Origin of the sequence: Ruegeria sp. PrR005 (assembly GCF_010500245.1) — a bacterium.
Taxonomy (GTDB): Bacteria; Pseudomonadota; Alphaproteobacteria; order Rhodobacterales; family Rhodobacteraceae; genus Ruegeria_B; species Ruegeria_B marisflavi.
Genome location: NZ_JAAGOX010000056.1, coordinates 31,902 through 57,116 on the forward strand (window position 1 = coordinate 31,902; position 25,215 = coordinate 57,116).

Annotated in this window: 22 protein-coding genes and 1 tRNA gene; 7 read left to right on the forward strand and 16 right to left on the reverse strand. The window is 63.9% G+C overall.

Annotation, left to right across the window (positions count from 1 at the left end; all coding sequences use genetic code 11):
- Position 1 precedes the first annotated feature (1 nt).
- The 3 genes from G0P99_RS22615 to G0P99_RS22625 all read right to left on the reverse strand — a co-directional run bounded on the left by G0P99_RS22615 (position 2) and on the right by G0P99_RS22625 (position 908).
- Positions 2–78 (reverse strand) — tRNA-Arg (locus tag G0P99_RS22615).
- Between the two features lie 34 nt (positions 79–112).
- Positions 113–589, reverse strand: a complete 477-nt coding sequence (locus tag G0P99_RS22620) for a GNAT family N-acetyltransferase (RefSeq protein WP_164132761.1) — start codon at positions 587–589, stop codon at positions 113–115.
- A gap of 7 nt (positions 590–596) precedes the next feature.
- Positions 597–908, reverse strand: coding sequence for an ETC complex I subunit (locus tag G0P99_RS22625; RefSeq protein ID WP_164132762.1), 312 nt, complete (start codon positions 906–908; stop codon positions 597–599).
- Between the two features lie 157 nt (positions 909–1,065).
- Here G0P99_RS22625 and G0P99_RS22630 point away from each other — a divergent pair, with 157 nt between their 5' ends.
- Entirely contained in the window at positions 1,066–2,838 is a 1,773-nt protein-coding gene (locus G0P99_RS22630; RefSeq protein ID WP_164132763.1) for an adenylate/guanylate cyclase domain-containing protein, read from the forward strand.
- Positions 2,839–2,958: 120 nt separating this feature from the next.
- Here the strand turns inward: G0P99_RS22630 and G0P99_RS22635 are convergent, their stop codons facing one another.
- From G0P99_RS22635 to G0P99_RS22645, 3 genes are all read right to left on the reverse strand, one after another.
- Positions 2,959–3,165 (reverse strand): cold-shock protein, encoded by a 207-nt coding sequence (locus G0P99_RS22635; RefSeq protein WP_164132764.1) that lies wholly within the window; start codon positions 3,163–3,165, stop codon positions 2,959–2,961.
- A 233-nt stretch (positions 3,166–3,398) separates the two neighbouring features.
- Positions 3,399–5,081, reverse strand: a complete 1,683-nt coding sequence (locus G0P99_RS22640; protein WP_164132765.1) for an adenylate/guanylate cyclase domain-containing protein — start codon at positions 5,079–5,081, stop codon at positions 3,399–3,401.
- Between the two features lie 27 nt (positions 5,082–5,108).
- Positions 5,109–5,804: a glutathione S-transferase family protein gene (locus G0P99_RS22645; RefSeq protein WP_164132766.1), complete on the reverse strand. Its 696-nt coding sequence runs from the start codon at positions 5,802–5,804 to the stop codon at positions 5,109–5,111.
- An 85-nt stretch (positions 5,805–5,889) separates the two neighbouring features.
- Between G0P99_RS22645 and G0P99_RS22650 the strand changes: the two genes are divergently transcribed.
- Both G0P99_RS22650 and G0P99_RS22655 read left to right on the forward strand, forming a co-directional pair.
- Complete coding sequence (locus G0P99_RS22650; protein WP_164132767.1) at positions 5,890–6,381, forward strand: MarR family winged helix-turn-helix transcriptional regulator; 492 nt, start codon at positions 5,890–5,892, stop codon at positions 6,379–6,381.
- Positions 6,382–6,424: 43 nt separating this feature from the next.
- A complete protein-coding gene (locus tag G0P99_RS22655) occupies positions 6,425–7,810 on the forward strand; it encodes an alpha/beta fold hydrolase (protein WP_164132768.1) in 1,386 nt (461 codons plus the stop codon).
- Between the two features lie 27 nt (positions 7,811–7,837).
- Here the strand turns inward: G0P99_RS22655 and G0P99_RS22660 are convergent, their stop codons facing one another.
- Positions 7,838–9,193: an adenylate/guanylate cyclase domain-containing protein gene (locus tag G0P99_RS22660; RefSeq protein ID WP_164132769.1), complete on the reverse strand. Its 1,356-nt coding sequence runs from the start codon at positions 9,191–9,193 to the stop codon at positions 7,838–7,840.
- A gap of 182 nt (positions 9,194–9,375) precedes the next feature.
- Here G0P99_RS22660 and uvrB point away from each other — a divergent pair, with 182 nt between their 5' ends.
- On the forward strand, positions 9,376–11,574 hold the full coding sequence (uvrB, locus tag G0P99_RS22665) for an excinuclease ABC subunit UvrB (protein ID WP_164132770.1): 2,199 nt from the start codon (positions 9,376–9,378) through the stop codon (positions 11,572–11,574).
- A gap of 948 nt (positions 11,575–12,522) precedes the next feature.
- Here the strand turns inward: uvrB and G0P99_RS22670 are convergent.
- Entirely contained in the window at positions 12,523–13,056 is a 534-nt protein-coding gene (locus tag G0P99_RS22670; RefSeq protein ID WP_164132771.1) for a transposase, read from the reverse strand.
- A gap of 140 nt (positions 13,057–13,196) precedes the next feature.
- Positions 13,197–13,748 carry a 2OG-Fe(II) oxygenase gene (locus G0P99_RS22675; RefSeq protein ID WP_164132772.1) on the reverse strand — a complete coding sequence of 184 codons (552 nt, stop codon included), beginning with the start codon at positions 13,746–13,748 and terminating at the stop codon, positions 13,197–13,199.
- Between the two features lie 138 nt (positions 13,749–13,886).
- On the opposite strand from G0P99_RS22675, the gene G0P99_RS22680 reads away from it, so the two are divergent.
- From G0P99_RS22680 to glpD, 3 genes are all read left to right on the forward strand, one after another.
- Complete coding sequence (locus tag G0P99_RS22680; protein ID WP_164132773.1) at positions 13,887–14,150, forward strand: hypothetical protein; 264 nt, start codon at positions 13,887–13,889, stop codon at positions 14,148–14,150.
- A gap of 167 nt (positions 14,151–14,317) precedes the next feature.
- A complete protein-coding gene (locus tag G0P99_RS22685) occupies positions 14,318–15,091 on the forward strand; it encodes a DeoR/GlpR family DNA-binding transcription regulator (protein ID WP_164132774.1) in 774 nt (257 codons plus the stop codon).
- Entirely contained in the window at positions 15,084–16,667 is a 1,584-nt protein-coding gene (gene glpD / locus G0P99_RS22690) for a glycerol-3-phosphate dehydrogenase (RefSeq protein ID WP_164132775.1), read from the forward strand. Before G0P99_RS22685 ends, glpD begins: the two co-directional genes overlap by 8 nt.
- Here the strand turns inward: glpD and G0P99_RS22695 are convergent.
- The 7 genes from G0P99_RS22695 to G0P99_RS22725 all read right to left on the reverse strand — a co-directional run bounded on the left by G0P99_RS22695 (position 16,656) and on the right by G0P99_RS22725 (position 25,180).
- Positions 16,656–17,633, reverse strand: coding sequence for an alpha/beta fold hydrolase (locus G0P99_RS22695; RefSeq protein ID WP_164132776.1), 978 nt, complete (start codon positions 17,631–17,633; stop codon positions 16,656–16,658). The two genes, glpD and G0P99_RS22695, sit on opposite strands and share 12 nt — an antisense overlap.
- 13 nt (positions 17,634–17,646) lie before the next feature.
- Positions 17,647–19,116 carry an NAD(P)/FAD-dependent oxidoreductase gene (locus G0P99_RS22700; protein WP_164132777.1) on the reverse strand — a complete coding sequence of 490 codons (1,470 nt, stop codon included), beginning with the start codon at positions 19,114–19,116 and terminating at the stop codon, positions 17,647–17,649.
- Between the two features lie 74 nt (positions 19,117–19,190).
- A complete protein-coding gene (locus G0P99_RS22705; protein ID WP_164132778.1) occupies positions 19,191–19,991 on the reverse strand; it encodes a PaaX family transcriptional regulator C-terminal domain-containing protein in 801 nt (266 codons plus the stop codon).
- A gap of 79 nt (positions 19,992–20,070) precedes the next feature.
- Positions 20,071–22,092, reverse strand: a complete 2,022-nt coding sequence (gene paaZ / locus G0P99_RS22710; RefSeq protein WP_164132779.1) for a phenylacetic acid degradation bifunctional protein PaaZ — start codon at positions 22,090–22,092, stop codon at positions 20,071–20,073.
- 155 nt (positions 22,093–22,247) lie between these two features.
- Positions 22,248–23,600 carry a TRAP transporter large permease gene (locus G0P99_RS22715; protein WP_164132780.1) on the reverse strand — a complete coding sequence of 451 codons (1,353 nt, stop codon included), beginning with the start codon at positions 23,598–23,600 and terminating at the stop codon, positions 22,248–22,250.
- Positions 23,597–24,103 carry a TRAP transporter small permease gene (locus G0P99_RS22720; RefSeq protein WP_164132781.1) on the reverse strand — a complete coding sequence of 169 codons (507 nt, stop codon included), beginning with the start codon at positions 24,101–24,103 and terminating at the stop codon, positions 23,597–23,599. Before G0P99_RS22720 ends, G0P99_RS22715 begins: the two co-directional genes overlap by 4 nt.
- Before the next feature lie 57 nt (positions 24,104–24,160).
- Complete coding sequence (locus G0P99_RS22725) at positions 24,161–25,180, reverse strand: TRAP transporter substrate-binding protein (RefSeq protein ID WP_164132782.1); 1,020 nt, start codon at positions 25,178–25,180, stop codon at positions 24,161–24,163.
- Between the last annotated feature and the right edge of the window lie 35 nt (positions 25,181–25,215).

Genomic DNA, 25,215 nt, shown 5'->3' on the forward strand with positions numbered 1-25,215 from the left:
ATGGCGATCCCACGAGGACTCGAACCCCGAACCTGCTGATTAGAAGTCAGCTGCTCTATCCAGTTGAGCTATGGGACCGCTGGCGCCTGTTATGCCACGCGCGGGGCGGGGGTCAAGCGGCGGTGCGCAGGTCCAGGTGCATGAATGTGGACCAGGGGTCTTCGGCATAGTCGTCGAACGGGCCGCATTCGACGAAGCCGTAGCGCTCATAAAGGGTGCGCGCAGGCCGGAAATCCTCGGTCGAGCCTGTTTCCAGATAGACCCCCCGGGCGCCCTGCGCGCGGGCATGGTCCAGCAGAAACTCCAGCATGGCGCGGCCCGCGCCGGTGCCGCGCGCCTCGGCCACCGTATGCATCGACTTCAGCTCCATCGCGCCGTCCGGCAGGGTTCTGAGCGCACCCATGCCCACCGGCACGCCGCCGTCGCGGATCAGGAAGAACGCCACATCCGGCGTGTCCAGCCCGCCGCCGTCCAGCACGTGACAGCTCTCCTCGGGCGATTGCGCGGCCATCAGCGCCACGTGGCGCGCGATCAGCGCCGCCGCCTCGGGACGGGCCGGGCTGGTCCGTTCGATCAGGAACTCCGGCAAGATGGCCTCAATGGGTCCAGGGGCCGCGCCGGTCGGTGGCGAAATTCTCGCCATAGCCGCGCGCGCGCAGGTTGGGCTTGCGCTTGTGCGGTTCGGTGACCACGGCGTCAATCCCGTGCGACTTGGCATAATCCAGCGCCGCTTCCTTGCTGTCGAACCGCAGCCGGACCTGGGTCTGGGTGTCATCGGACGAGGTCCAGCCCATCAGCGGATCGACCTCGCGCGCCGAGCCTTGGGCGTATTCCAGAACCCATTGGCGGGTCTTGGCCATGCCCGAGGTCATGGCATTCCGGGCGGGCTGGTAGATCCGTGCGCGCATCGCTGTCTCCGTCGTGTTCGGCTGGTCTCTATATGCGCGGATCGGCGCGAACGGGCAAGACCGTTTTCCGCGACCGGTCGTCGCCCGGGCAAAGATCGCAGGCGGATCGGGCGACAGCCCGCTGGACCGGAGGGGTGAACTGCCCTACCAATCAAATATGGACAACGAACAGATATCGCGGCGCCTCTCAGCCATACTTGCCGCCGATATCGTGGGATATTCGCGGCTGATGGCCGAGGACGAATCCGGAACGCTCGGCGCGCTGAACCGGCACCGGAGCGAGGTGTTCGATCCTTGCGTGTCCCGCAACAGCGGCCGCATCGTCAAACTGATGGGCGACGGTGCCTTGGTCGAGTTCCTGAGCGTGTTCGACGCGGTGCAATGCGCCAGGGAGATACAGGAAACCATGGCCCGGCTGGACGATCCCGCCGGCATCGTTCTCAGGATCGGCGTCAACCTCGGCGACGTCATCCTTCAGGATGACGACATCTTTGGCGATGGCGTGAACGTTGCCAGCCGGTTGGAGCAGTTGGCCCGTCCGGGCGGCATGTGCGTCTCTTTCGTGGTACAGGAAAGCCTGGGCGACCGCCTGGGGATCACCTTTCAGGATGGCGGGCAGGTGTCGGTCAAGAACATCGACCGCGCCCTGCGGGTGTTCCATTGGCATCCGCAGGATGCATCGGCGCCACCCGGAACCGCACCGGGGCCTGCCGCGGCAAGATCGCGGGAACCCGGCTATGCCATCGCCGTTCTGCCGCTGGACAACATGTCGGGCGATCCCGAGCAGGAGTATTTCTCGGACGGGATCAGCGAGGATATCATCACCGACCTGTCCAAGGTGTCGGGCCTGACCGTGATCGCCCGCAACTCCAGCTTTGCCTACAAGGGCAAGTCCATCGACCTGCGCATCGTCGGGCGCGAGCTGGGTGTCACCCATGTTCTCGAAGGCAGCGTCCGGCGCGCGGGCCAGCGCGTGCGCATCACCGCCCAGCTGATCGACGCCGCCAACGGCAGCCATGTCTGGGCGGACCGCTACGACCGGGACCTGACCGACATTTTCGCGGTGCAGGACGAGGTGACGTTGGAAATCGTCAAGGCGCTCAAGGTCTCGCTGTCGTCTCGCGAACGGGCGAATATCGCCGATGTCGGCACCTCGAACATCGACGCACACGAAGACTACATGCGCATGCGCGGCTTCCTGTTCTTCCCCGGCATGAATGCCGAGGGCTGGCGCAAGGCTGTCGCTTATGGCGAGCGCGCCATCGCCCGCGACCCCGGCTATGCCGACGCTTATGGCATGCTGGCCCTCATGCACCTGCTGGACTTCCACAATCGCTGGTCCGGCGCGCCCTCGGAAGAGGCGATGCAAAAGGCGGATACCCTGGTCCGGCGCAGCCTGGAGCTTGGCCCCGACAATATCTGGTCCAACAACGCCTATGCCGCCATTGCCCGCTGGCAGGGCAAGCTGGACGAAGCCTTGCAGGCGCTCGACACCGCGATGGCCACAAGCGCGGATTACGCGTTGGGCTGGTTCACTCGGGGCGAGATCGAGATTGCCCAGGGCAAGCTGGACGATGCGATCGAACACCTGGAACGCGCGATCCGGCTGGATCCGTCGTTCCGGCATCAGTTCATGCAATTCCTTGCCATGGCCCACTTCCTCAAGGGCAGTTTCGAGACCGCGGCGCTGTTTCTGAGAGAGCGGGTCTTTCTGGTCAAGGATACCGATATCGGCCGCGCCTGGCTGGCCTCGGCGCTGGGGCATCTGGGCGAGGGGGCCGAGGCCCGCCGCATCTGGCAGGAGATGCTGGAGATCAACCCGACATTCGACATCCGGACCCGGCTGGCCCGGCTGACCCTGACCGATCCCGCACACGAGCAGTTGGTCTTGCAGGGTCTCGAAAAGGCGGGCCTTTCGATCACCGTCTAGGCTCCGACCCGCCGCCGCCCAGACCAACCACAAAAAAAGCCCCCGCATGCGGGGGCTTTCGGAATAGTCGCCAAGAACCGGCGGCGCGCCGTGGCGCGCCCGCACGGTGCCTGCGCTGGCTTATGCCAGTTGCAGGTTGGTCGCGCTCTCGCGGCCATCACGGCCCGATTCCAGATCGAAGGTCACTTTCTGACCGTCATCCAGCGAACGGATACCTGCGCGCTCCAGCGCGGTGATGTGGACGAAAACGTCCTTGCTGCCGCCATCGGGCGCGATAAAGCCGAAGCCTTTGGTGGTGTTGAACCATTTCACGGTGCCAGTAGCCATCGTGAGATCTCCTGTGTGTGTCGTTGTCCGCAGCATGCGACAACCCGGCCAGTCAGTTCGAAATCGAGGGACTGTGGCCGAAGAGGAGAACAGTATGTCGAGATAGAAAGCAGTAGCCCAATGGACATGGGCCTTTGCGGCCCGTAAATCAAGGAAAATCGCCGGAAACCCAAAATATTACTTGGGAATTTGCCGAGATCCCGCGGTTTCGCCCTATTGGCAGCGTTCCTGGATCAGGTTTCGATCCCGTCCAGTTGGCCCTGTGGGCTACGGACCGCGCTCGCCAGCGCCTCGGCCAGATGTTGGTGTGACGCCGGCAGAACCGGGCAGCGCGAACAGATATTGGGCTGGGGCGCAAGGCTCGCCGCCCGCTGCAACGCGTCCCTGGCTGCGTCCTCTTCGCCCGCGGCCCGCAGCGCTTGGCCGCGCAAGACATGCATCGCCCGGTCCTTGGGCCGGGTGTCGGCCGCCAGTCGCGCGTCTTCTGCGGCCAGATCGTAGCGTCCGCCACAGTAATAGGCTGCCGCCCGCAGAAAGCGCCGATAGGGAATCATCGGGTTGTGAACCTGCCGTTGCAACAACAGTCCGTACTTTTCCGCGGCCTTGTCGAAATCGCCTTCGACCATCAGGATATGCGCCTCCAGCTCGTGGTTCTCGGAATAGGCCGGGTTCAGGTCGCGACTGCGATGCAGATCGGCCCGGGCGCCTGCCACATCGGACAGGCAATTGATCCGATAGAGACCCCGGGTCCAGAATACATAGTCGCTCCCCGGGTTCTGTTCGATCGCGGTATCAAGGTCGTCGGCCAGCTGCGCCAGCAGATCCGGGGGCAAGCCCCTGTAGCGCGCGGCATGCGTCATGATCTCGGCCTCGGCGCGCATCGCCAGGGACACGCCGTCGCGCGGGTTCATCCGGATCGCGCGTTTCATCAGCCGCAGACCGTCGATCCAGTCCTCGTAGGTTAGCCGGTAATAGGCATTGGCCGCCCGCGCCCTCAGTTCCGAGACGCTCAGCTCCTCTTCCGGGATATGGGCCAGGCGGTCACCGTCAAAAGCGTTGGTCTGGATGCGCAGATCGGCCTCGGCGCGTTCCAGCACCACGTCGCAGAAATCGAAAATGTCCACCGTTTCGCGGTCATAGCTTTCGGACCAGACCGGCCGGCCTTCGGAACGCAGGACCAGTGACAGGCTCAGCCGCCCGCGCCCGCCCGCGACGCGCAGCCTGCTGCGCAGGTCATAGGTGGCGTTCTCGACAGGCCGGTTCGCGGCGTCCAGCACGACGATACCCTGCCGCCGGGACAGGCGGATCACCAGCTGATCGTGCAGGTCGCCCGCCAGTGCTGCGGTTTCGGCATCCAGCGGGGCGTATTCGATGGCGGCGACCGCGATGGATGTGACCTCGTCCGGAACGGCCTTGCGCTTGTGCTTTGGGCGCCACTGATACAGCCGCACCGGCTGGGCGATGTTCTTCAGCCGGAACATCCCCGCATCCCTGAGTTCCCCCGCCAGAGGACCGGACAATTGTCGGAACAGGTCCTCCGACACCATCAATCCGCCGGGGGGTGCCTCTGCCTCGATCCGCTGCGCGATGTTAAGCCCCGACCCATAGAAATCCTCGCCGTCCGACACGATCTCGCCGATATGCGCGCCGATACGCAGCTTCAGCTCGGTTTCGGTCTGAAGCTTCGCCTGAAGGCTCATGGCACAATCCACGCAGGCCGATACGCTGGTAAAGGAAATGATCCAGCCATCGCCAAGGCGTTTCAGAACGCGGCCCGCATGAGCGCCGACCGCAGGTTCCAGCATTTCCAACCGCAGGCTGCGAACCGCGTCGATGGTCTGGTCCTGGTCTGCTTCCATCATCGCGGAGTAGCCGACAATGTCGGCAAACATCAGGACGGCAAGCTGGCTGTGCATCGGCGCTCCCTGTTGTGTGGTTCAAGTCTATGGGATCGTGGCCTTCTGTAAAGCTTTCCCGTCCATGGACCGCGCCAGCTCGCCCAGATGCGAAGATCGTGCCCGCAGGAACGCCAGCAGCCGCGCCGGATAGCCCTCGGGCGGGGCGTCCCGGACCGAGGGGCGCGCCGCCACCGCCGCGCGCCACCGCGCCATGCCGGTGTCATCGGGCATCAGGCCAAACGCGCCCACCGTCTCGAACGTGTCGAGATAGCGGAACACAGTGCCCCAGACACCGTCGATCATGTGAAAGACCGACCCGGCGAAGAACGGGCCTTGCACCTCGGGCGCGACCCGCGCCAGCCGGTCGCGCAGGGCCTGCCTGCGCGCCTCGAAGCTCGCCGTATCGGGGGCGTTATAGAACCCCGCGATCTCGGCCAGCGTGGCCGAGGCATATTCGATCCATGCCCGGTGCCGCGCCTTTTCCAGCGGGTCGTCGGGATGCAGCGAACCGGGGGTGATCTCGTCCAGGTATTCGGCGATCACCTGGCTTTCGAACAGCACCTTGCCGCCGGTCTCCAGCACCGGCACCCGGCCCAGCGGCGACAGGGCGCGGAACCAGTCGGGCTTGTCCGACAGGTCGATATAGCTGCGTTTATGGGCAATGTCCTTTTCGCTCAGCACGATCACCGCGCGCTGCACATAGGGGCACAGGTGATGACTGATCAGATGCAGGTCGGTCATGGGATTCTCATGTGGATGCAGTTGCATGTACATGATCTGGATATTCCTGCTTGAAAGTCAATGCACCTGCATTTAATTTCTTCTCATGACACGGACCACCCCCGATCCCTTTGCCGTCTGGCTGCCGCTCGCCCGTGCGCACAAGGCCATTCTGACCCATGTCGAGGCGGCGCTGAAATCGGCGGGCCTGCCGGGGCTCGACCGTTACGACATCCTGTGGGAGCTGGAACAGGCCGGGCCCGATGGCCTGCGCCCCTTCGAGTTGCAGGGCCGACTGCTGCTGCCGCAATACGGCGTGTCGCGGCTGGTCGACCGGCTGGCCCGCGCCGGGCACCTGACCCGCAGCGCCTGCGACGGGGACGGGCGCGGGCAGGTTCTGGTGCTGACGCCCGAGGGGGCAGAGGTGCGCGCCGCAATGTGGGCGGTCTATTCCGCCGCCATGCAACAGGCCATCGGCGATCACCTCGCCAAGGGCGAGGCGCGGCGGCTGGCCGAACTGCTGGGCAAGCTCATCCGCGACGACGATACCGTCACCCCGCGCCAAGACACTGGACAGCCAGGCCAATCCGCGCCCTAATCCGAATTGGCGCAAGGGGGCGCCGAACCGGGGACCCGCCAGCATGGCAAGACAGATCGCGGCCATACTCTCGCTTGACGTGGTGGGCTTCACCGCCCGCATGGCATCGAATCCGGACACCACAATGGCCGAGCTGAACCAGATCTTCGAGCAGGTCATTCGCCCCTGCGTGAAGATCGGCAACGGCCGCATCTTCAAGCTGATGGGCGATGGCGCGCTGGTGCGCTTCGGCACCGCGACCGAGGCGATTGCCACCGCCCACGCGATCCAGAAAGGGATGCTGGGCAAGCCGGTGCAACTGCGCGCCGGGGTGCATGTGGGCGACGTCACCATCAATGGCGAGGATGTGTTCGGCGACGCGGTCAACATCGCCGCGCGGCTTCAGGCCGCCGCCCCGCCCGGTGGCTGCCTCATCAGCCGCGTGACCCGACAGATCGCGGGCGGCACCGTCGGCATTCCCCTGAAATCCGAAGGCACGATGACCCTGAAAGGGCTCTCTGCCCCGCTCGAGGTCCTCTCGCTCGACCTGTCGGGCGCGGATGACCAAGCTGAACGCGCCCGACAGTCGGCGCGGCAGGTGATCCGCTTTGCCACCTCGCAGGACGGCACCCGCATCGCCTGGACCGAAACCGGCAAGGGCCGGACAGTGGTCAAGGCGCCCAACTGGGTCCAGCATCTGGAATACGACTGGACGCAGAACCCGATGAACGGCTGGCTGCCGCATCTCAGTCACCACTATCGGCTGATCCGCTGCGACGGGCGCAACAACGGCCTGTCCGACAGGGGGGTCGCCGATGTCTCGCCCGACCGGTTCGTCGATGACCTCGCGGCACTGTTCGACGCGGCGGGGGTCGCGCGGGCGCCTGTCTTTGGCCTGTCCTTCGGCGCCGCGGTCGCCGCCGCCTATGCCGCGCTGTATCCCGACCGGGTCTCGGGCCTGATCCTGATGAGCGGTTTCGTGCAGGGGCCGGGCAAACGCAACCGGCCGCAGGATCTGGCATTGGGGCAGGCGATGAGAGAGCTTGTGCGTGACAATTGGGACGATGGCTATCCCTCGGGCCGGCACCTCTTTGCCCAGGCGTTCTTTCCCGAATCCAGCCCACAGGATCAGGACAGCTATGCCCAGTTCATCAAGATGGCGATGACCCATCAGGATTACCTGCGCATCGGCGAATGCGTCGACGTGGTGGATATCGAGCCGCTGCTGCCCGCCATCCGCTGCCCGGCACTGGTGCTGCATTCCGACCGCGAGCGGATGCACTTCAAGGATCAGGGTCAGCGTCTGGCCGCCGGTATCCGAAACGCGCGTTTTGTCAGCCTCGACACCGCCAACAACACCATGCCCGATTACGACCCCGAATGGCCCAAGGCGCTGCGCGAGATCGAGGATTTTCTCTCCACCATTCCCGACGATCAGGGCACTGGCTGACACCGGAACCGCCAAAGGCACGTGGTGTCATTCCGGGTCAGTCGCCGCCCGATCCGGATCGCCCAGCCGGGCCAGCCGCCATTGCCCTGGCACACCTTTCAAATCCCGGATCCCGATGTCGTCAAAGGCCAACCTGGAACCGGCCATCAGATCGCACATTGTGGAAGAGATCAGCGTCTCTCCGGCCCCGGCCGCCTCCATGATCCGGGCGGCAATCACAACGCCCAGCCCGGTCACATCCGCTTGGCCATGCCGCAGACACTCGCCGGTATGCGCGCCCGCGCGCAGCGTCAGGCCGAGCCGCGCGGCCTCGGCGTGCATGTCCCGGGCGCAGGCGATCGCCCGGCTGGGTCCGGCAAAGGTGGCCATGAAACCGTCTCCGGTGGATTTGACCAGGTGCCCGGCATGATGCCGAACCGCGAGGGCCGCTGCGGCGTCATGCGCCGCCAGCTTGTCGCGCCAGGCGGCATCCCCCAGCCGCGCCGCGATTTCGGTGGACCCCACGATATCGCTCATCAGCACGCTCAGCAAAACGCGATCCTCGCCCCCGGTGCGTTCGTCGTCGATGAAATCGCGGATCCAGCCCAGGCATTCATCCTGGTCTCCTGCCCAGATCGCATGGTCCGCGCCGCCGATCTCGATCAGGCGGCTGTCGGGGATATGCTCGGCCAGATATCGCGTCTGCTCGGCCGGTGTCGTTCGGTCGCCCGGCCTGCGAAAGATCAGCGCGGGGCAGGCGATCGAAGGCAGCACGGCGCGCACGTCCAGCTCGTACCAGATCTTGGCATAGGCGGCGGCCGACGAGGGGCTGGCCGCATGGATCAGCATTCGCGCGTACCATTCCTCCTCCTCCGGAATGCCCGCCAGGCTCGGCGCCTGTTCGCCCAGATGGTCCGGCTTGCCCCAGTTCTCGACAAGATGCGTGGCAAAGGCTTCGAATTCGGCCCGGCGCATTCCCGTCGGCCAGTCGGGTTTCCAGGCATTGCAGGGCCTGCAATCCAGCAGGATGATCGAACGCACCCGTTCCGGATAGCAGGCGGCGAACATTGCCGTCACATGGCCGCCTTCGGAATGCCCAAGGATCGTGGCCCGCTGCGACCCTGCCGCATCCATCACCGCGCGGATATCCTCGGCGCGCTCTTCCAGCGTCGGCGCTCCGGTTTCGCGATCCGACAGCCCGGTGCCCCGCTTGTCGAACAGGATCAGGCGCGAAAAGGAAGCGAGCGTTTCCAGTAACCGGCGATAGGCGGAATGTTCCCAGATGATATCGATGTTGTGCAGCCAGCCGCTGGCATAGACCAGATCGACCGGACCCTCGCCAACCACCTGATAGGCCAGCCAGACATCGCCTGCCTTGGTAAATCGCGTCTTTGGCCGCTGCATGTGCGCCTCTTCCCTTTTTGCATGGCGGGACCGTAAGCGTGAAACAACTGTCGCATGGAACAGTGCACCGGCTCAAGGTGGCAGGCAGCGGCGCCTGATGCCAGTTTCCGACATCAGCCGGTCGTGCCCTCTTGAACCGGAACAAAAACAGACCAAGATCGGGGGCGAAAGGAATCCCCCCGATGCCCTATGCCCATTCCGACAAGTCCGAGGCGCTGATGCATGCCCCCGCGCCCGAGGTAAAGGCGCGCCCCAAGCTCGAAGGCGGCCGCCGCTTTGTCATGCAGACCGAGTTCCAGCCGGCCGGCGACCAGCCCACCGCCATCGCGGAACTCTCGCAGGGCGTCAACGAGGGCGAGCGCAACCAGGTCCTCTTGGGCGCCACCGGTACGGGCAAGACCTTCACCATGGCCAAGGTGATCGAGGAGACCCAGCGCCCCGCCATCATCCTTGCCCCCAACAAGACGCTGGCGGCGCAATTATACGGCGAATTCAAGGGCTTCTTCCCCGATAACGCGGTCGAATACTTCGTCAGCTATTACGACTATTACCAGCCCGAGGCCTATGTGGCGCGCTCGGACACCTACATAGAAAAGGAATCCCAGATCAACGAGCAGATCGACCGCATGCGCCACTCGGCCACGCGCGCTCTGCTCGAACGCGACGATGTGATAATCGTCGCCTCGGTCTCCTGCATCTACGGTATCGGCTCGGTCGAGACCTATGGCGCCATGACCCAGGACCTCAAGGTCGGCGGCAATTACGACCAGCGCCACATCATCGCCGATCTGGTGAGCCAGCAATACCGCCGCAACGATCAGGCGTTCCAGCGCGGCAGCTTCCGGGTGCGCGGCGACAGTCTGGAGATCTGGCCCGCCCACCTCGAAGACCGCGCCTGGAAACTCTCCTTCTTCGGCGAGGAGCTGGAGGCGATCACCGAGTTCGACCCCCTCACTGGCCAGAAAACCGACACGTTCGACCAGATCCGCGTCTACGCCAACTCGCACTACGTCACGCCGAAACCGACGATGCAGCAGGCCATCATCGGCATCAAGAAAGAGCTGCGCCAGCGGCTCGACCAGCTGGTGGGCGAGGGCAAGCTGCTGGAGGCGCAACGCCTCGAACAGCGCACCAATTTCGATCTGGAAATGCTCGAGGCGACCGGCGTCTGCAACGGGATCGAGAACTATTCCCGCTATCTGACAGGGCGCGTTCCGGGTGAACCGCCGCCGACACTGTTCGAATTCATCCCCGACCATGCCATCGTCTTTGCCGACGAATCCCATGTCTCGGTGCCGCAGATCGGCGGCATGTACCGGGGCGACTATCGGCGCAAGTTCACGCTGGCCGAACACGGCTTCCGCCTGCCCAGCTGCATGGACAACCGACCGCTGAAGTTCGAGGAATGGGATGCCATGCGCCCGCAATCGGTCTTTGTCTCGGCCACGCCCGCGTCCTGGGAGATGGAGCAATCCGGCGGCGTCTTTACCGAACAGGTGATCCGCCCCACCGGCCTACTCGACCCGCAGGTCGAAATCCGCCCCGTCAGCATGCAGGTCGACGACCTGCTGGACGAGGTGCGCAAGGTCGCCGGCATGGGCTATCGCACCCTGGTCACCACACTGACCAAACGTATGGCCGAGGACCTGACCGAATACCTGCACGAACAGGGCATCCGCGTCCGCTACATGCATTCCGACATCGACACGATCGAACGGATCGAGATCCTGCGCGACCTGCGCCTGGGCGCCTTTGATGTGCTGGTGGGCATCAACCTGCTGCGCGAGGGGCTGGATATCCCCGAATGCGGCCTCGTCGCCATTCTGGACGCGGACAAGGAGGGGTTCCTGCGCTCGGAAACCTCGCTGATCCAGACCATCGGCCGCGCCGCCCGCAACGCTGATGGCCGCGTCATCATGTATGCCGACCGCATCACCGGCAGCATGGAACGCGCGCTGGCCGAAACCGACCGCCGCCGCGCCAAGCAGATCGCCTATAATCAGGAACACGGGATCACCCCCGCCACGGTGAAAAAGAATGTCGAGGACGTGCTGGCCGGGCTCTACAAGGGCGACACCGACATGTCCCGCGTGACGGCGAAGATCGACAAGCCGCTGCATGGCGGCAACCTGGAGGCCGTGCTGGACGGGTTGCGCGCCGACATGCGCAAGGCCGCCGAGAATCTGGAATTCGAAGAGGCCGCGCGGTTGCGCGACGAGATCAAGCGTCTGGAAGCGGTGGACCTCGCCATCGCCGACGACCCCATGGCCCGGCAATGGGCGGTCGAGAAAGCCTCGGAAGAGGCGGTCCGGCCCAAGGGACGGAGTACGGCGGGCAGGCCGGGCCAGCGGGGCGGGAATGTGAAGAGGCGGGGGAGGTAGTAATATTTGCGTCTGAACGCTGCTCTTCGTGCACCCTACGCCGTTGGGCTACTTCCCTCTATCGCGCGTAGTCGGTTTACCTGAGCCTGTATTCTGGCTTGAGTTGCTTCCTTGGTTTTTGCCGCCACTATAGGTAGATTTAGGGGAAGATGAACTCCGCTTCCCCCCACCACTCGACGATACACTCGGTTTACCTGATGATGGTTTTTTTGACATTCTCTACCCTCTAGACCAAGTTTAACAGCCAAGCTGGAATTTGCGCGCACCCTAGGACTATCGAGCGCCAAAGACAGACACGTGCTTCTGTAATAACTTCTTCGTTTTGATCAAAGTAGTTATCGCAGTCTCTCGCTAACTGCGCTTTAGTCTCCTCAATCGAATACATTCCGGTTTCGCGTCGAAGTATCCAATGCGGTACTAGTTCAAAGTGACATGTTTTCTGAGATAGGCCGACCATAGCAGCGTAGTACAATGACATTGTGAAGGTCAGGAGGACCAGCCAGAATTCCAAGTTTATCGACAAAAACGAGAAATTTTCTCTCCCTACAATGTCGTCTGTCTCGACAATACTTGCAAACATAGTAGCGATCAAACTGGTCATCGTTGCCGCCATGCCCGCTTGATTGCGAGCGTTTCTTAAGTCTTCCTTTTGTGAACGTAGCTGCGCGTATGCAACGTCGAATGCGAGCTGTTTGTGAGACATCTTGTCGATTCACTCATCAGAAAACATTTTTCAGCTTTTGCATGAAAATCAAGTTATCGCAAGCAAGCCCGCGTAGGGTGGGCAGTCCTGCCCACCATCCACCTTCGAATGTTGACTCCACCCGCTGCACGGGTGGGCAAACTGCCCACCCTACGGCGCCGATCAACCATCGCGCCGGTGGGCAAACTGCCCACCCTACGGTGCCACTCAACCACCGCATCGGTGGGCAAACTGCCCACCCTACGTTACTCGCCGAACCTACCTTCGGTCGGGGGACCAACCCATTGCGCATCGACCCGGCCCAACCGGATGTCGCGATGGATCGTTGAAAACGGCCAATCCACCGCCCGCTCCGCAAGGCCGTGTTTGACCGGATTGCCCCAGCAATATTCCACATGGCGCCGGAAATCGTCCTCGTCGCGGATCACGTGCTCCCAGAACCGTCTCTGCCAGATGCCGCATTCCCGTTTTGCGCGCTTGCTGACGGACAGGTTTGTAGGGTGGGCAGTTCTGCCCACCGCCCGCGAGAACCGGTGCTTGATCTTGCGCCAGCGTTCCGAAAACGCGCTGTCGCCCGGCGGCAGGGTCCAGACCGCGTGCAAGTGGTCGGGCAGCACGACGAAGGCTTCGCAGACAATTGGCGCCTCGCGGATTGTCAGAGCATAGGCATGGCGCAGGTCGTCGATCCGCTCGGTCAAGAGTGTGGACGACCGGTCGGCCAGCGCGAGGGTAAAGAAGTAACTGGCTCCGGCGACCCGGGCGCGGCGGTAACTCGGCATGGAGTCAGGATCGGGGAAACCGGTTAACCAGAGGTTGACGCGAACAGGCGGTGGGCAGGACTGCCCACCCTACGCGGGGTCTCGACGGTGTACAAAACGGTCAATTGCCCCTCTGGACCCTGTACAAAACGGTCAATTCGCTAGCGGAATCGCGGTCCGTGCGCCCAGATGGTCAGCGAATGGCGCTCGCCCTTTGTCACCGGCGTCACCCGGTGCAGCAGGTAGCTGGGGAACAGCGTGGCGCTGCCCCGCGCGGTGGCTGCGGTGACGACATTGGCCGAGGGCATCACCTCCAGCCGACCGCCCTCGTAAGCCTCCGGGTCCGAGAGTTGCACCACCATCGTCAGCTTGCGACGGGCCGCAACCGGGCCATCTCCGATATCGGCGTGCCAGGTAAAATGCCCTTGTTTTTCAGCGGTATAGCGGGCGACCTGGGGGCTTTCGGCGAACTCGGTCAGGGCGAAATCATAGGCGTCGCGATTGGCCCGGCGGACCAGATCGATGATCCGGTCCATCACCCAGCCGGTGCCCTCGACCTCGTCCAGCCAGACCAGTTCGGCTCGCCGCAGGTTGTGGTCGGTCGCCTGCCGCACCAGCCCGGCCTCCTGTGCCTCGGTCGTGCTGGCGACAACCAGGATCGCGTCACATTCCGCAGGGCTGAACGCCTCGGAAATCGTATGTATATCAAGCATTTATGTTTTTCGCCCGGAAGTTGCCCCCACCCATAGCACCGACGCGGTGGAGGGGCTGCGCCATGCGCGACGCCGAGGTCGTTTCCAGCCCGCAACACCACCTTGGCAGATCCAGGACAGGCGCGTAACCTGATTTGCATGCAAAAGGCCGTTTACGCCCTGTCCCTGGCTTATGTCTTTCTGTTCGGATGGGCCTGGTATGACACCTCCACCGCATCGATGGACGCGGCCGGCCGGGGCATGGCGCTGGGGTTTCTGACGGTCGGGATTGGCGCAACCGCGATTCTGATAATCCCCGCCCTGATCCTGGCCCTCTCGGGACGCGCCTTGAAATGGGCGCTTGGCCTCGCGCTTGCTCCGGCTGTGTTGCTTTTTCTGGTTGCCACCGCCGGCATCCTCTGACGCGAGACGGTTTTCGTTTTCAGCCGACGGGGCCAGTTTTTCGCTAGATCCTGCCTGATCCCGGCATAATGTCTTTCATATTTCAAAAAAGTGAAAGAAAAAGAAAGCAATGCGAGTGACATGCCGGGATTAGTCTGTATAAGCTCGGATCGACAAGGAGACCCGGTATGGATGCGGAAAGTCGGCAGGACCAAATTCTCAACCAGTTGCGCGCCAGGGCGCGGCTCAGTGTCGAGGAACTGACGGCGCATTTTGGCGTCAGCAGCCAGACCATCCGCGCCGATCTGCGCGAGTTGCATGGCCGCGGTCTGCTCAAGCGAACCCATGGCGGGGCGGTGCATGTCGACACCGCCTCGAGCCGCGAATACGGCGCGCGCCGCATGCTGAACCACCGGCAGAAAGAGGCGATGGGCGAACTGGCCGCCTCGCTGATCCCGGACGAAAGCTCGGTCACGCTGAATATCGGAACATCGACCGAACAGGTTGCCAAGGCGCTGTCCGGGCATAACGGGCTTATGGTATTGTCGAACAATATCAACATCATAAATGCGCTGATCGGAACGCGGTCAAAAGAACTGGTGCTGGTTGGCGGCGCGGTGCGGCAGAGCGACGGCGCCATCGTGGGCGAGGACGCGGTCGAGTTCATCTCGCGCTACAAGGTCGATTTTGCCGTCATCGGCGCCTCGGCCATGGATGCCGATGGGGCGATCCTCGATTTCGATGCGCGCGAGGTTTCGGTCGCCCGCGCGATCCTGCGCAATGCGCGCACCCGGATCCTGGTCTGCGACGGCTCCAAGTTCGACATCACAGCGCCGATCCGGATCTGCGATGTGGCCGAGCTGGACTATGTGGTGACGGACCGGCCTCCGCCGGAACAGTTCGTCGCGCGGGCGCGTCAGGGGCAGACCGAAATTCTTGTCGCGGAACAATCGGATGGCTGAGGTTCAGGGCAAAATCTACGACCTCTTCGTAATCGGCGGCGGCATCAACGGTTGCGGCATCGCGCGCGATGCGGCGGGGCGCGGCCTGGCGGTCGGACTGGCCGAGATGAACGATCTGGCCTCGGCTACCTCTTCGGCCTCGACCAAGCTGTTCCATGGCGGGCTGCGGTATCTGGAGTATTTCGAGTTCCGCCTGGTGCGCGAGGCGCTGATCGAGCGCGAGGTGCTGCTGCGCGCGATGCCGCATATCAGCTGGCCGATGCGTTTTGTCCTGCCTTATCATCGTGATATGCGGTTCGAGAATGACACGCCCACCTCGCGCCTGTTGTCCGCGATCATGCCCTGGATGAAGGGTCGGCGGCCCGCCTGGCTGATCCGTTTGGGACTGTTCATGTACGACCATCTGGGCGGGCGGCGGATCCTGCCGGGGACACGCACGCTGGACCTGTCCAGCGACCCGGCGGGCGCGGCGTTGCAGGACCGGTTCGAGAAGGCTTATGAATACTCGGATTGCTGGATTCAGGATGCGCGCCTTGTGGTCCTGAACGCCCGCGACGCCGAGGCGCGCGGCGCCCGGATCATGACCCGAACCCGGGTGGTGTCGGCTGAACGCGCCAGCGATCACTGGACCGTCAGGCTGGAGGATCGGGTCAGCGGCGACACATTCCAGGTCAAGGCGCGGATGCTGGTCAACGCGGGCGGTCCATGGGTGGGCGACCTGATTCACGGCGCGCTGCGGCTGAATTCCTCTGAAAAGGTCAGGCTGGTGCGCGGCAGTCATATCGTGACCAAGCGGCTGTTCGACCACGACAAATGCTATTTCTTCCAGGGCACCGACGGGCGGATCATCTTCGCCATTCCCTACGAAGAGGATTTCACCCTGATCGGGACCACCGACCAGGAGCACACCGACGCCGACGCGCCGCCGGTCTGCACCGAGGGTGAGCGGGATTACCTGCTGCGCTTCGCTTCGCTGTATTTCAAGCGGCAACTGAGCGCCGAGGATGTCGTCTGGACCTATTCCGGCGTTCGTCCTCTTTATGACGACGGGGCCACCTCGGCCACGGCGGCAACGCGGGACTATGTGCTGAAGGTGGATCGCTCGGGCGGCGCGCCTGTGCTCAACGTCTTTGGCGGCAAGATCACGACATACCGGCGGCTGGCGGAATCGGCGATGGAGAAGATCGCGCCGTTCTTTCCGGGCCTGTCCGGGGACTGGACGGCGGGCAAACCCCTGCCGGGCGGCGATTTTCCGGTCGATGGCGTGGTCGCTTTGCGCGATCGGTTGCGGCAGCAATACCCGTTTCTGACCGAGGTCTGGGCGATGCGCCTGATACGGACCTATGGCACCGAGGCGGCGGCCCTGCTGGGCGACGCGGCCACCGCCAACGATCTGGGCGAAGCATTCGGCGCCACCATCACGGCGTGCGAGCTTGACTGGGCAATGGATCACGAATGGGTGCGTGGGGCCGAGGATTTCCTGTGGCGGCGCACCAAGCTGGGCCTGCGGCTGGAGCCTGGGCAGGTTGCGCGCATCGACGCCTATATCACCGGCCGGCTCGGCCTAGCCGCGTAGTGTCGCGGGCACGCGGGTCGAGATCGAGACACCGCGAATGAATTCCTCGCATTCATCGGGCGCGGTGATCGGCAGCATATGGCCGCGTCCCGGCAGCACCTCGCACCGCAGGCCAAATTTCTTCATCGGCACCCCGTGCTGGGTTGGCAGCAGGATCGGGTCTTCGGCGCCGAACAGGATCGCGCCGGGCACATCCAGCTTGGCATAGCGTTTGGCTTGGGCCACGATTGCTGCGTCTGCGGCGACCACATCCTCGGACGCGGTGATGAAGGCCTGCGGTTTCAGACCCAGCGCGCCCCCGGCTCGGTCCAGGAAATCCTCGGGACAGGCTTCTGGGGCAAACACCTGTTCCAGCGTCTTGTCAGCGGTCCATTTGGCCATCGGCACTGCAATGGTATGGCCGATCAGGCGGCGCAGCCATTCGGTGCGCAGCTCCAGCGGCCGGAATACCGGCGGAGTCGACCCCATGTGATGGGTCAGGGGACAGAGAAGCGCCAGCCCGGCCAGCTTGCGCGGCCGGTCGAGCGCCATGGCCAGCGCCACCGCACCGCCCAGCGAATGACCGATCAGAACCGGGTACTCGACACCCTTGGCATCCAGAAAGGCGCCGATCATCCGCGCCTGTTCGGGCAGGGCGGCAAGCGCGGCACTCTCGCGCGTGGAATAGCCGCAGCCGGGTCGGTCGAGCGCGATCACGTGGTGATCCTGCGCCAGCCGGTCCACCAGGGTATAGGTGAAATGCTGCAACTGGCCAGAGAGGCCATGGATCATCACCAGCGTCTGTTTCGATGGGTCGCCTGCCTCGACATAGTGGATCGCGCCGCCGTCGACCTGTTCAATCTGTCCCGTCTGCGGGACCAGGGCCGCGCCCATCCGCGCGAGCCTGCGTGTCTGGATCCATCCCAGGACAAGCCCGACGGCAATCGCGGCAAGGATCAGGCAGACGAGTAAAAGCAGGGTGGACATGGCGGCCTCGGGATCAGCTATGCGACGGGGGCGAGGTTAGATACTGTTCGATCCCGGCGCCAGCCATGCGTTTGCGATATTCGCCAACCGTGCCGGGCCACAGCGTGGTGTTGCGGCCGCTGCTGTCCTGATACCACGAGGAACAGCCACCCGCTTGCCAGACCGAGTCCGTCAGCCGCTCTTGCATTTCGGCCTCGAAGGCGGCCTGCGCCTGAGGTTTTGGCGAGATCGTGGCCAGATCCTGGTTCTGCATGGCGTCCAGCAGCCGCCCGATATGCTCGACCTGCGCCTCGATCATCAGCACGACGGAGTTGTGGCCCAACCCGGTGTGCGGCCCGAGCAGGACAAAGAAGTTGGGGAAGCCGGCGACCGAAGTCCCCAGATGCGCGGACATGCCACCTGACCAAGCCTCGCGGATGGTCAGCCCGTCAGGTCCGGTGATGTCCAGCCGCTCGGCGGCGTCGGTGACGTGGAACCCGGTGCCCCAGATCAGAACATCGGCGTGAACCCGGGTGCCGTCGGCGGCGATCAGCGTGTCGCCCTCGATCCGCGCCACGCCGTGGGGGATCACCTGGACATTGTCACGGGCCAGGGTCGGGTACCAGTCGTTGGAACTGAGGATGCGCTTGCAGCCGATGCGATAGGGCGGGGTCAGCCTGGCCTGTTCCTCGGGGTCGGGGATGGCATCGGTCAGTGCCTTTTGCCACATGCGCATGGCGAAATCGACGGCCCTCGGCTTGCCGCGAAACACCGCATGGCGGAACTCGAACACCGCATAGATCAGGGCGCGGCGGATACGTGGCAACAGCGGCAGACGAGCATAAAGCCGCCGCACCCAGGGGGCAATTGGCCCATCAGGTCGGGGCAGGACATAGGGTGGTGTGCGCTGAAAGACGCTGACCTGGGCGGCCTTGGGGGCAATCTCGGGCACGAATTGCACTGCCGAGGCGCCGGTGCCGACAACTGCTATCCGCTTGCCTGCCAGCTCGACACCATGATCCCACTGGGCCGAGTGGAAGGCCGGGCCGGGAAAGCTGTCGGCGCCGGGCAGTATGGGGATGTTCGGCACATGCAGCGCACCGATGGCCGAGATCAGGAAGCGCGCCGACCAGTTCTGTCCCTCATTGGTTTCGACCTGCCAGCGTGTGCCGTCCCAGCGGGCCGCGCGCAGGGTCTGACCGAAATGACAGAGGTCGTACAGGTTTTCGTCGCGGGCCACCTTTTGCAGATAGGTCTGTATCTCGCCGCCGCCCGCATAGGCGGTGGACCAGCCCGGGTTCGGGTGGCTTGCCATGGAATAAAGATGCGAGGGGACATCACAGGCCACCCCGGGATAGGTGTTCTCGCGCCAGGTGCCGCCGATATCATCGGCCTTTTCCAGTATGTCGATCCGGGCAAGGCCGCGTTTGCGGGCCTCCATCGCCATGATCAGCCCGGAAAACCCCGCCCCGACAATCAAAATGTCCGTTTCGCGCGTTGTCATCCTGTCCGGCCTCCGGTCGTTGTCTTTGTGAAGCCTAGCGGATTCGCGCCGGATGTGGACAGTCTGCCGTAAGGTCAATCCGCTTGGTTCAGGTCGGCCAGCCGGGGCAGGGGCAATGTGTCGAGCAGGGCAAAGACCTGGTCACGACAGGCGGGACCCATCCATCCGGGGGGCTGGAAAACCGTTGGCAGATCGGGATGCCGCAGCGCCACCCGCCGCCACCGGTGCACCAGCAGCGTGCGCAGCGTCGCGATCTGGAGCGGTGACAGGTGCGGCGGCCGGGCCGACGCATTCAGCACCGCACAATCCTGATGCAGACTGGCACAGGCCGCGCCCAGTTCTGCGGGATAGAGCCGGGTCTGCATCCAATCGGGAATGGCGCGCGCGGTCACGTCGAACCCGGCCAGATCCTCGCAATCCTCCGGTACCGGACCAGATCCCAATGCGACAAGACGGCCAAGGCCGATATAGGTATCGGTCAGCAGCATCTCGTTCAGGGTTTGCGCGCCGCTGCCATCCTCGGCGATCAGGATATGCCATTCCTGCGGCACCTCGGGTGCGCGGGTGTAGATCCGGGGTGTGACCCGGTCAGACTGGGTACGGCCATAATCGGTGAGGAAATGGACCGAGGTGCGCCCTTCGCGGTTGCTTTCGATCCAGCCATCCTTGCGCAGGCGGTGCAGCGCGACGCGGATCGCCTCGGGCTTGATCCCCATGGGCATGATGATGCGGGTCAGCGCGCCGCCGGACAGACGGTCGCCGGGGCGCCGCGCCAGATCGCCGAAGAGCGAAACGATAATGGACCAGACCCTTTGATTCTGGGGATCGGCGAGCCGCAACGCCGCGGTCTCGAACCAGGAAATCTTGTTCGTCATGATTTCAGTCTAAGCCGTTCTCCCGAAGAAGAGAATCGGATTTTGAAGGCCCTGCCGGGGGTCCGGCAGGGCCAGGCGCTCAATAGGCGTTCATGGTCAGCAACTCGTATTCCGCGACCTGCTCGTCATCCTGATTGGTCAGCGTCACGTGCCAGCGCACTTCGCCATATTCATCGGTGCGGCGGGTCTTGGCCTTGACCGAGAGACGGACCTTGATGCTGTCCCCGGCCGAAACCGGCTTCATGAAGCGCAGACCGTCCAGCCCGGTATTGGCCAGAACCGGCCCCTCGTTCGGCTCGACGAACAGACCGGCGGCAAAGCTGAGCAAGAGATAGCCATGTGCCACCCGGCCCGGGAAGAACGGGTTCCGCTTGGCGGCGGCGTCATCCATATGAGCATAGAAGGTGTCGCCGGTGAAATGGGCGAAGTGCTCGATATCGTCCATGGTGACGGTGCGCGACGCGGTGTTCAGCGTCTCGCCAATCGACAGCTCGTTATAGCGCCGGGTAAAGGGATGCGCGGGGCCTGCGACCTCGGTCGCGCCGGGCACCCATTTGCCGCCGATCCGGGCCAGCATCTCGGGCGAGCCCTGAACGGCGGTGCGCTGCATGTAATGCTTCACGCCGCGCACGCCGCCCATTTCCTCGCCACCGCCGGCGCGGCCGGGGCCGCCATGCACCATATGGGGCAGGGGCGAGCCGTGACCGGTCGATTCCTTCATCGAGTCGCGGTTGTTGATGTAGATGCGCCCGTGAAAGGCACCCGCGCCCATCACCACATCGCGCGCCACATCGGCGTCATGGGTGATCAGCGAGGTCACCAGCGAACCGCCGCCGCGATTGGCCAGCGCCACCGCGTGATCCATGTCGCGATAGCCCATGACGGTCGAGACCGGGCCAAAAGCCTCGGTATCGTGCACACGCTGGGCGCGGTCGGGATCGGCGCAGTGGAACAGCATCGGCGGCACGAATGCGCCGTTGGCCAGATCGCCCGACAGGCCGGGGTCCATGGTGAACACCTGCTCGGCCTCTTTTCCGATGATTGCGGCCTTGGCCAGCACATCGGCCTTTTGCCCGCCCGACACCAGCGCGCCCATGCGGGTCGCCTCGTCACGCGGGTCGCCGATCACGGTCTTTGCAAGGCGCGCGCTCAGCGCCTCGATCACCGCCTCGACACGCGGCTGCGGTGCGATGATGCGGCGGATCGCGGTGCATTTCTGCCCCGCCTTGGTGGTCATCTCGCGCGCGACTTCCTTGATGAACAGGTCGAACTCGGGCGTGCCGGGTTCCGCATCGGGGCCAAGGATCGAGGCGTTCAGACTGTCCTGTTCGGCCACGAAACGCACCGAGTTTTGCAGGATCACCGGGTTCGAGCGCAGTTTCAGCGCGGTATCGGCGGAACCGGTAAAGCTGACCACATCCTGACAGCCCAGATGGTCGAGCATGTCGCCCAATCCACCAGACACCAGTTGCAGGGCGCCGGCGGGCAGAATGTCGGCCTCCAGCATGATCCTGACTGCCAGTTCGGTGACATAGCAGCTGTTGGTGGCGGGCTTCACGATCGAGGGGACACCGGCCAACAGGGTGGGGGCGAGCTTCTCCAGCATGCCCCAGACCGGGAAGTTGAAGGCGTTGATATGCACCGCCACCCCTTGCAGCGGGGTGCAGACGTGCTGGCCCAGGAAGGTGCCATTGCGGCTCAGCTGTTCCACCTCGCCATCCAGATAGATCTGCCCGTCCGGCATCTCGCGCCGGCCTTTGGAGGCGAAGACGAACATGGTGCCAATGCCGCCGTCGATGTCGATCAGGTGGTCGGACTGGGTGGCGCCGGTGTCGAAACTGGCGGCGTAAAGCTCTTGCTTGCGGGCAGTCAGCGCCTGACCCAGCGCCTTTATCATGCGGGCGCGGTCATGGAACCCCAGCTTGCGCAGGGCGGGACCGCCCGTGTTGCGGGCATAGTCGAGCATCGCCAGAACGTCGAGCGCGTCATTGCCCGCGCTGGCGATCGGCGCACCGGTGATGGCCGAGGCGATGGTGCGGGCGCCCGCACCGGGCGCGACCCACTGGCCGGCGGCAAAGCTGGAAATCTGTTGAAGGGCCATGGCAGTCTCCTGTTCCTGTCGCCCGCCAGTCTAACCGGTCGGGGGCGTGATTGTGTATGATCGTATTCGTGACCGAACGGTCGGTCAATAAAATTCCGCCATAGTAGGGGGCACAAAAGAAAACCGCCGGACCTTTCGGCCCGGCGGATCAGGGGTCAGTGGCCCATCGCGCCCATCTGTTCTGGCAGATAGAGCACCACCACCGGCACCAGCACGATCAGTGCCAGACGGAAGATGTCGGCGACCCAGAACGGGGTTACGCCGCGAAAGATCGTGCCGGTCGATACATCGCCCACCACGCCCTTGAGGATGAACACATTGAGGCCCACCGGTGGCGTGATCAGGCTGATCTCAGTCACCACCACCACGACGATACCGAACCAGATCGGGTCATAGCCGAGCGACGTGACCAGCGGAAAAAAGATCGGCACCGTGAGCAGCAGCATCGACAGCGATTCGAACACACAGCCCAGGATGATGTAGATGCCAAGGATCATCAGGATCACCACAAACGGCGCCACATCATAAGCGGTGACCATGGCAATCAGCGCCTCGGGCAGGCCGGCGAGGTTGATGAAGTTGGAAAACACCTGCGCCCCGATCAGCACCGAAAAGAGGGACGCGGCGGTAAAGCTGGTCTCTTTCAGCACGTCAAAGGTCGACCCAACCGTCAGCCCGCCCCGAAAGAGAGCGATCAGAAAGGCGCCCGCAGCGCCCATGCCTGCGGCCTCGGTCGGCGAAAAAGTCAGGTTCAGCGGGTGAAAGTCGAAGGCGCCATAAAGTCCACCGATCACCAGGAAGAACAGCAAGAGCACCGCCCAGACCGACCCCAGCGCGCGGAACCGCTGGCCCCAGCCCGCGCGCTCGCCCGCCGGACCCGCCGCAGGGTTGCGCCAGACGGTCCAGCGCACGGCAAAGAGATAGAACAGGATGCCCAGGATACCGGGAATGATCCCCGCCATGAACAGCTTGCCGATCGAGGTTTCGGTCAACAACCCATAGATCACCAGAATGACCGAAGGCGGGATCAGAATGCCCAGCGTGCCGCCCGCCGCGATGGACGCGGTCGACAGCTCGTCGGTGTAACCGTAACGCCGCATTTCCGGCATCGCGACCTTGGACATGGTGGCCGCGGTTGCCAGCGACGAGCCGCAGATGGCCGAGAAGCCACCACAGGCGGCAACCGTCGCCATGGCGATGCCACCCCGGAAATGGCCCATGAAGGCGTTCGACACGGCATAAAGCTCGCGCGCCATGCCGCCCTTGTTGACGAAAAGGCCCATCAGGATGAACAGCGGCACCACGCTCAGGCCGTAATCCTGCGCGGTATCCATCACCTGGCGGCCCACCATGGACATCGCGGCCTTGAGCCCGCGTTCGTCCAGAATCGAGCCGCCGCGCTCATAGGCAAAGCCCAACGTTCCGACGAGGCCCATGGCAAAGACGATGGGCAGGCGCAGCAGCACCAGCACCAGGACAAGTGCAAAACCGATCAGTGCGGCAGTCATTTCAGGGCCTCCGAAAGCAGGCGGGGAGCGAAGAGATGCATGAGGCCGGTCACGATCAGCGCAACCGCGCTGACACCCACCGAAATGGCGATGAACCAACCCACGATATAGGTGGGGATCGCCAGATACTCGGTCACGTCACCATAGTTGCGCGACCGCTCGGCCAGCACCCAGACGCTGCTCATTGGCCAATAGAGCATGATGCCGCTGACCAGATGGATCAGCCCGTCGCGGATCCGGTCCAGGCGCAGGCGGTGAAAGATACCGTCGGTCAGGTCGACGGCGATCTGGCCGTTGTTGACCGAGATGATCGGCAGGACCGAAAACACCAGAACCGCCATCAGGATGCGGGTCAGTTCAGTCGCGGCCTCGATGGGCGCGTTCAGGACGGATCTGAGGATCACGTCGCAGAAGGTCATCACCATAAGGATGAAGAGGGCAAGGCAGGCCACCAACACAGGCGCAAAGCTGGCGTGGCGGGCAAGCCGGATCAGGGACGTCATGGGTTCCTCCGGCGGGCTGGCTTGGGGCGGCGAAAAACGCCGCCCCGGTGAAAAGGCTCAGTTTGCGGCCATTTCCGATTTGATCAGGTCATAGGCGGCCTGGGCGTCGACGCCTGTGGCGGCGACCTCGGCAATCACCTTCTCGCGCACGTCGGCGGCGATGACAGCGAATTTCTCAAGATCGGCTGCCGTGGCGGCGTTGATCGCGTTGCCGGCGGTTGCCTCGGTCTCGGCGCGGCCGATAGCGTCGATCTCGTCCCAGATCTTGCCGATCTCACGGCTCAGGGGCTCGCCGAACACCTTTTCCTCCAGTGCCTGCTGGATGTCCTCGGGCAGGTCGGCAAAGGTGTCCTCGTTCATGATGAAGGCGAAGGAGCCACGATAGAGGCCGCCGGGCATCTCATAGACGTTCTGGGCAACCTCGGTCAGCTTGAAACCCTTGCGCGATTCGAACGGCATCACAACGCCATCAGCGGCTTTGGAGGCGAGCGTTTCATAGACTTTGGGGGCGGGAACCTGGATGCCGGTGGCACCCAGGGCGGTGCCCACATCGCCGCCGACACCGCCGGGGATACGCACCTTGAGACCTGCGATCTGGCTCATTTCGGTTACCGGAGTGGTCGAGTGCAGCTGTGCGGGACCATGGGTGTGCAGGGCGATCAGCTTGACGCCGCGATGCTCGTCGGCCTTGCCGAGATACTGCTCATGGGCGCGCCAATAGGCGACCGAGGCGGCCTCGGCCGAGCCTTCGTAACCCGGCAACTCGATCAGCTTGTAGCCCACGAACCGGCCCGGCTGGTAGCCGTGGAAGACGATCGACAGATCGGCGGCGCCGTCCTGGATCAGGTCCATCTGAGCGGGCGGCGGGGCGATGCCCAGCTTCAGCTCGGCGGTGACCTGGCCGTCGGTGGCGTCTTCGATCATCTCGACGAATTTGGGCCACATCATCGCGTTGATGCCGTGGGTCGGGGGCGCCCAGCTGGAGATGGTCAGCGTGTAATCCGCCGCCATCGCGATGGTGCCGCTGACGGCCATCGCCGCCGAGGCCAGAAGGGTGCTGAGTTTGGTCAGTTTCATGGGTTTTACTCCTCCCTGAAAACGTGAGTCGAGAA

Coding starts and splice junctions, on each gene's coding strand:
- G0P99_RS22625 (WP_164132762.1), bottom strand. CDS start 908: ATGCGCGCACGGATCTACCAGCCCGCCCGGAATGCCATGACCTCGGGC.
- G0P99_RS22630 (WP_164132763.1), top strand. CDS start 1,066: ATGGACAACGAACAGATATCGCGGCGCCTCTCAGCCATACTTGCCGCC.
- G0P99_RS22635 (WP_164132764.1), bottom strand. CDS start 3,165: ATGGCTACTGGCACCGTGAAATGGTTCAACACCACCAAAGGCTTCGGC.
- G0P99_RS22640 (WP_164132765.1), bottom strand. CDS start 5,081: ATGCACAGCCAGCTTGCCGTCCTGATGTTTGCCGACATTGTCGGCTAC.
- G0P99_RS22645 (WP_164132766.1), bottom strand. CDS start 5,804: ATGACCGACCTGCATCTGATCAGTCATCACCTGTGCCCCTATGTGCAG.
- G0P99_RS22650 (WP_164132767.1), top strand. CDS start 5,890: ATGACACGGACCACCCCCGATCCCTTTGCCGTCTGGCTGCCGCTCGCC.
- G0P99_RS22655 (WP_164132768.1), top strand. CDS start 6,425: ATGGCAAGACAGATCGCGGCCATACTCTCGCTTGACGTGGTGGGCTTC.
- G0P99_RS22660 (WP_164132769.1), bottom strand. CDS start 9,193: ATGCAGCGGCCAAAGACGCGATTTACCAAGGCAGGCGATGTCTGGCTG.
- uvrB (WP_164132770.1), top strand. CDS start 9,376: ATGCCCTATGCCCATTCCGACAAGTCCGAGGCGCTGATGCATGCCCCC.
- G0P99_RS22670 (WP_164132771.1), bottom strand. CDS start 13,056: ATGCCGAGTTACCGCCGCGCCCGGGTCGCCGGAGCCAGTTACTTCTTT.
- G0P99_RS22675 (WP_164132772.1), bottom strand. CDS start 13,748: ATGCTTGATATACATACGATTTCCGAGGCGTTCAGCCCTGCGGAATGT.
- G0P99_RS22680 (WP_164132773.1), top strand. CDS start 13,887: ATGCAAAAGGCCGTTTACGCCCTGTCCCTGGCTTATGTCTTTCTGTTC.
- G0P99_RS22685 (WP_164132774.1), top strand. CDS start 14,318: ATGGATGCGGAAAGTCGGCAGGACCAAATTCTCAACCAGTTGCGCGCC.
- glpD (WP_164132775.1), top strand. CDS start 15,084: ATGGCTGAGGTTCAGGGCAAAATCTACGACCTCTTCGTAATCGGCGGC.
- G0P99_RS22695 (WP_164132776.1), bottom strand. CDS start 17,633: ATGTCCACCCTGCTTTTACTCGTCTGCCTGATCCTTGCCGCGATTGCC.
- G0P99_RS22700 (WP_164132777.1), bottom strand. CDS start 19,116: ATGACAACGCGCGAAACGGACATTTTGATTGTCGGGGCGGGGTTTTCC.
- G0P99_RS22705 (WP_164132778.1), bottom strand. CDS start 19,991: ATGACGAACAAGATTTCCTGGTTCGAGACCGCGGCGTTGCGGCTCGCC.
- paaZ (WP_164132779.1), bottom strand. CDS start 22,092: ATGGCCCTTCAACAGATTTCCAGCTTTGCCGCCGGCCAGTGGGTCGCG.
- G0P99_RS22715 (WP_164132780.1), bottom strand. CDS start 23,600: ATGACTGCCGCACTGATCGGTTTTGCACTTGTCCTGGTGCTGGTGCTG.
- G0P99_RS22720 (WP_164132781.1), bottom strand. CDS start 24,103: ATGACGTCCCTGATCCGGCTTGCCCGCCACGCCAGCTTTGCGCCTGTG.
- G0P99_RS22725 (WP_164132782.1), bottom strand. CDS start 25,180: ATGAAACTGACCAAACTCAGCACCCTTCTGGCCTCGGCGGCGATGGCC.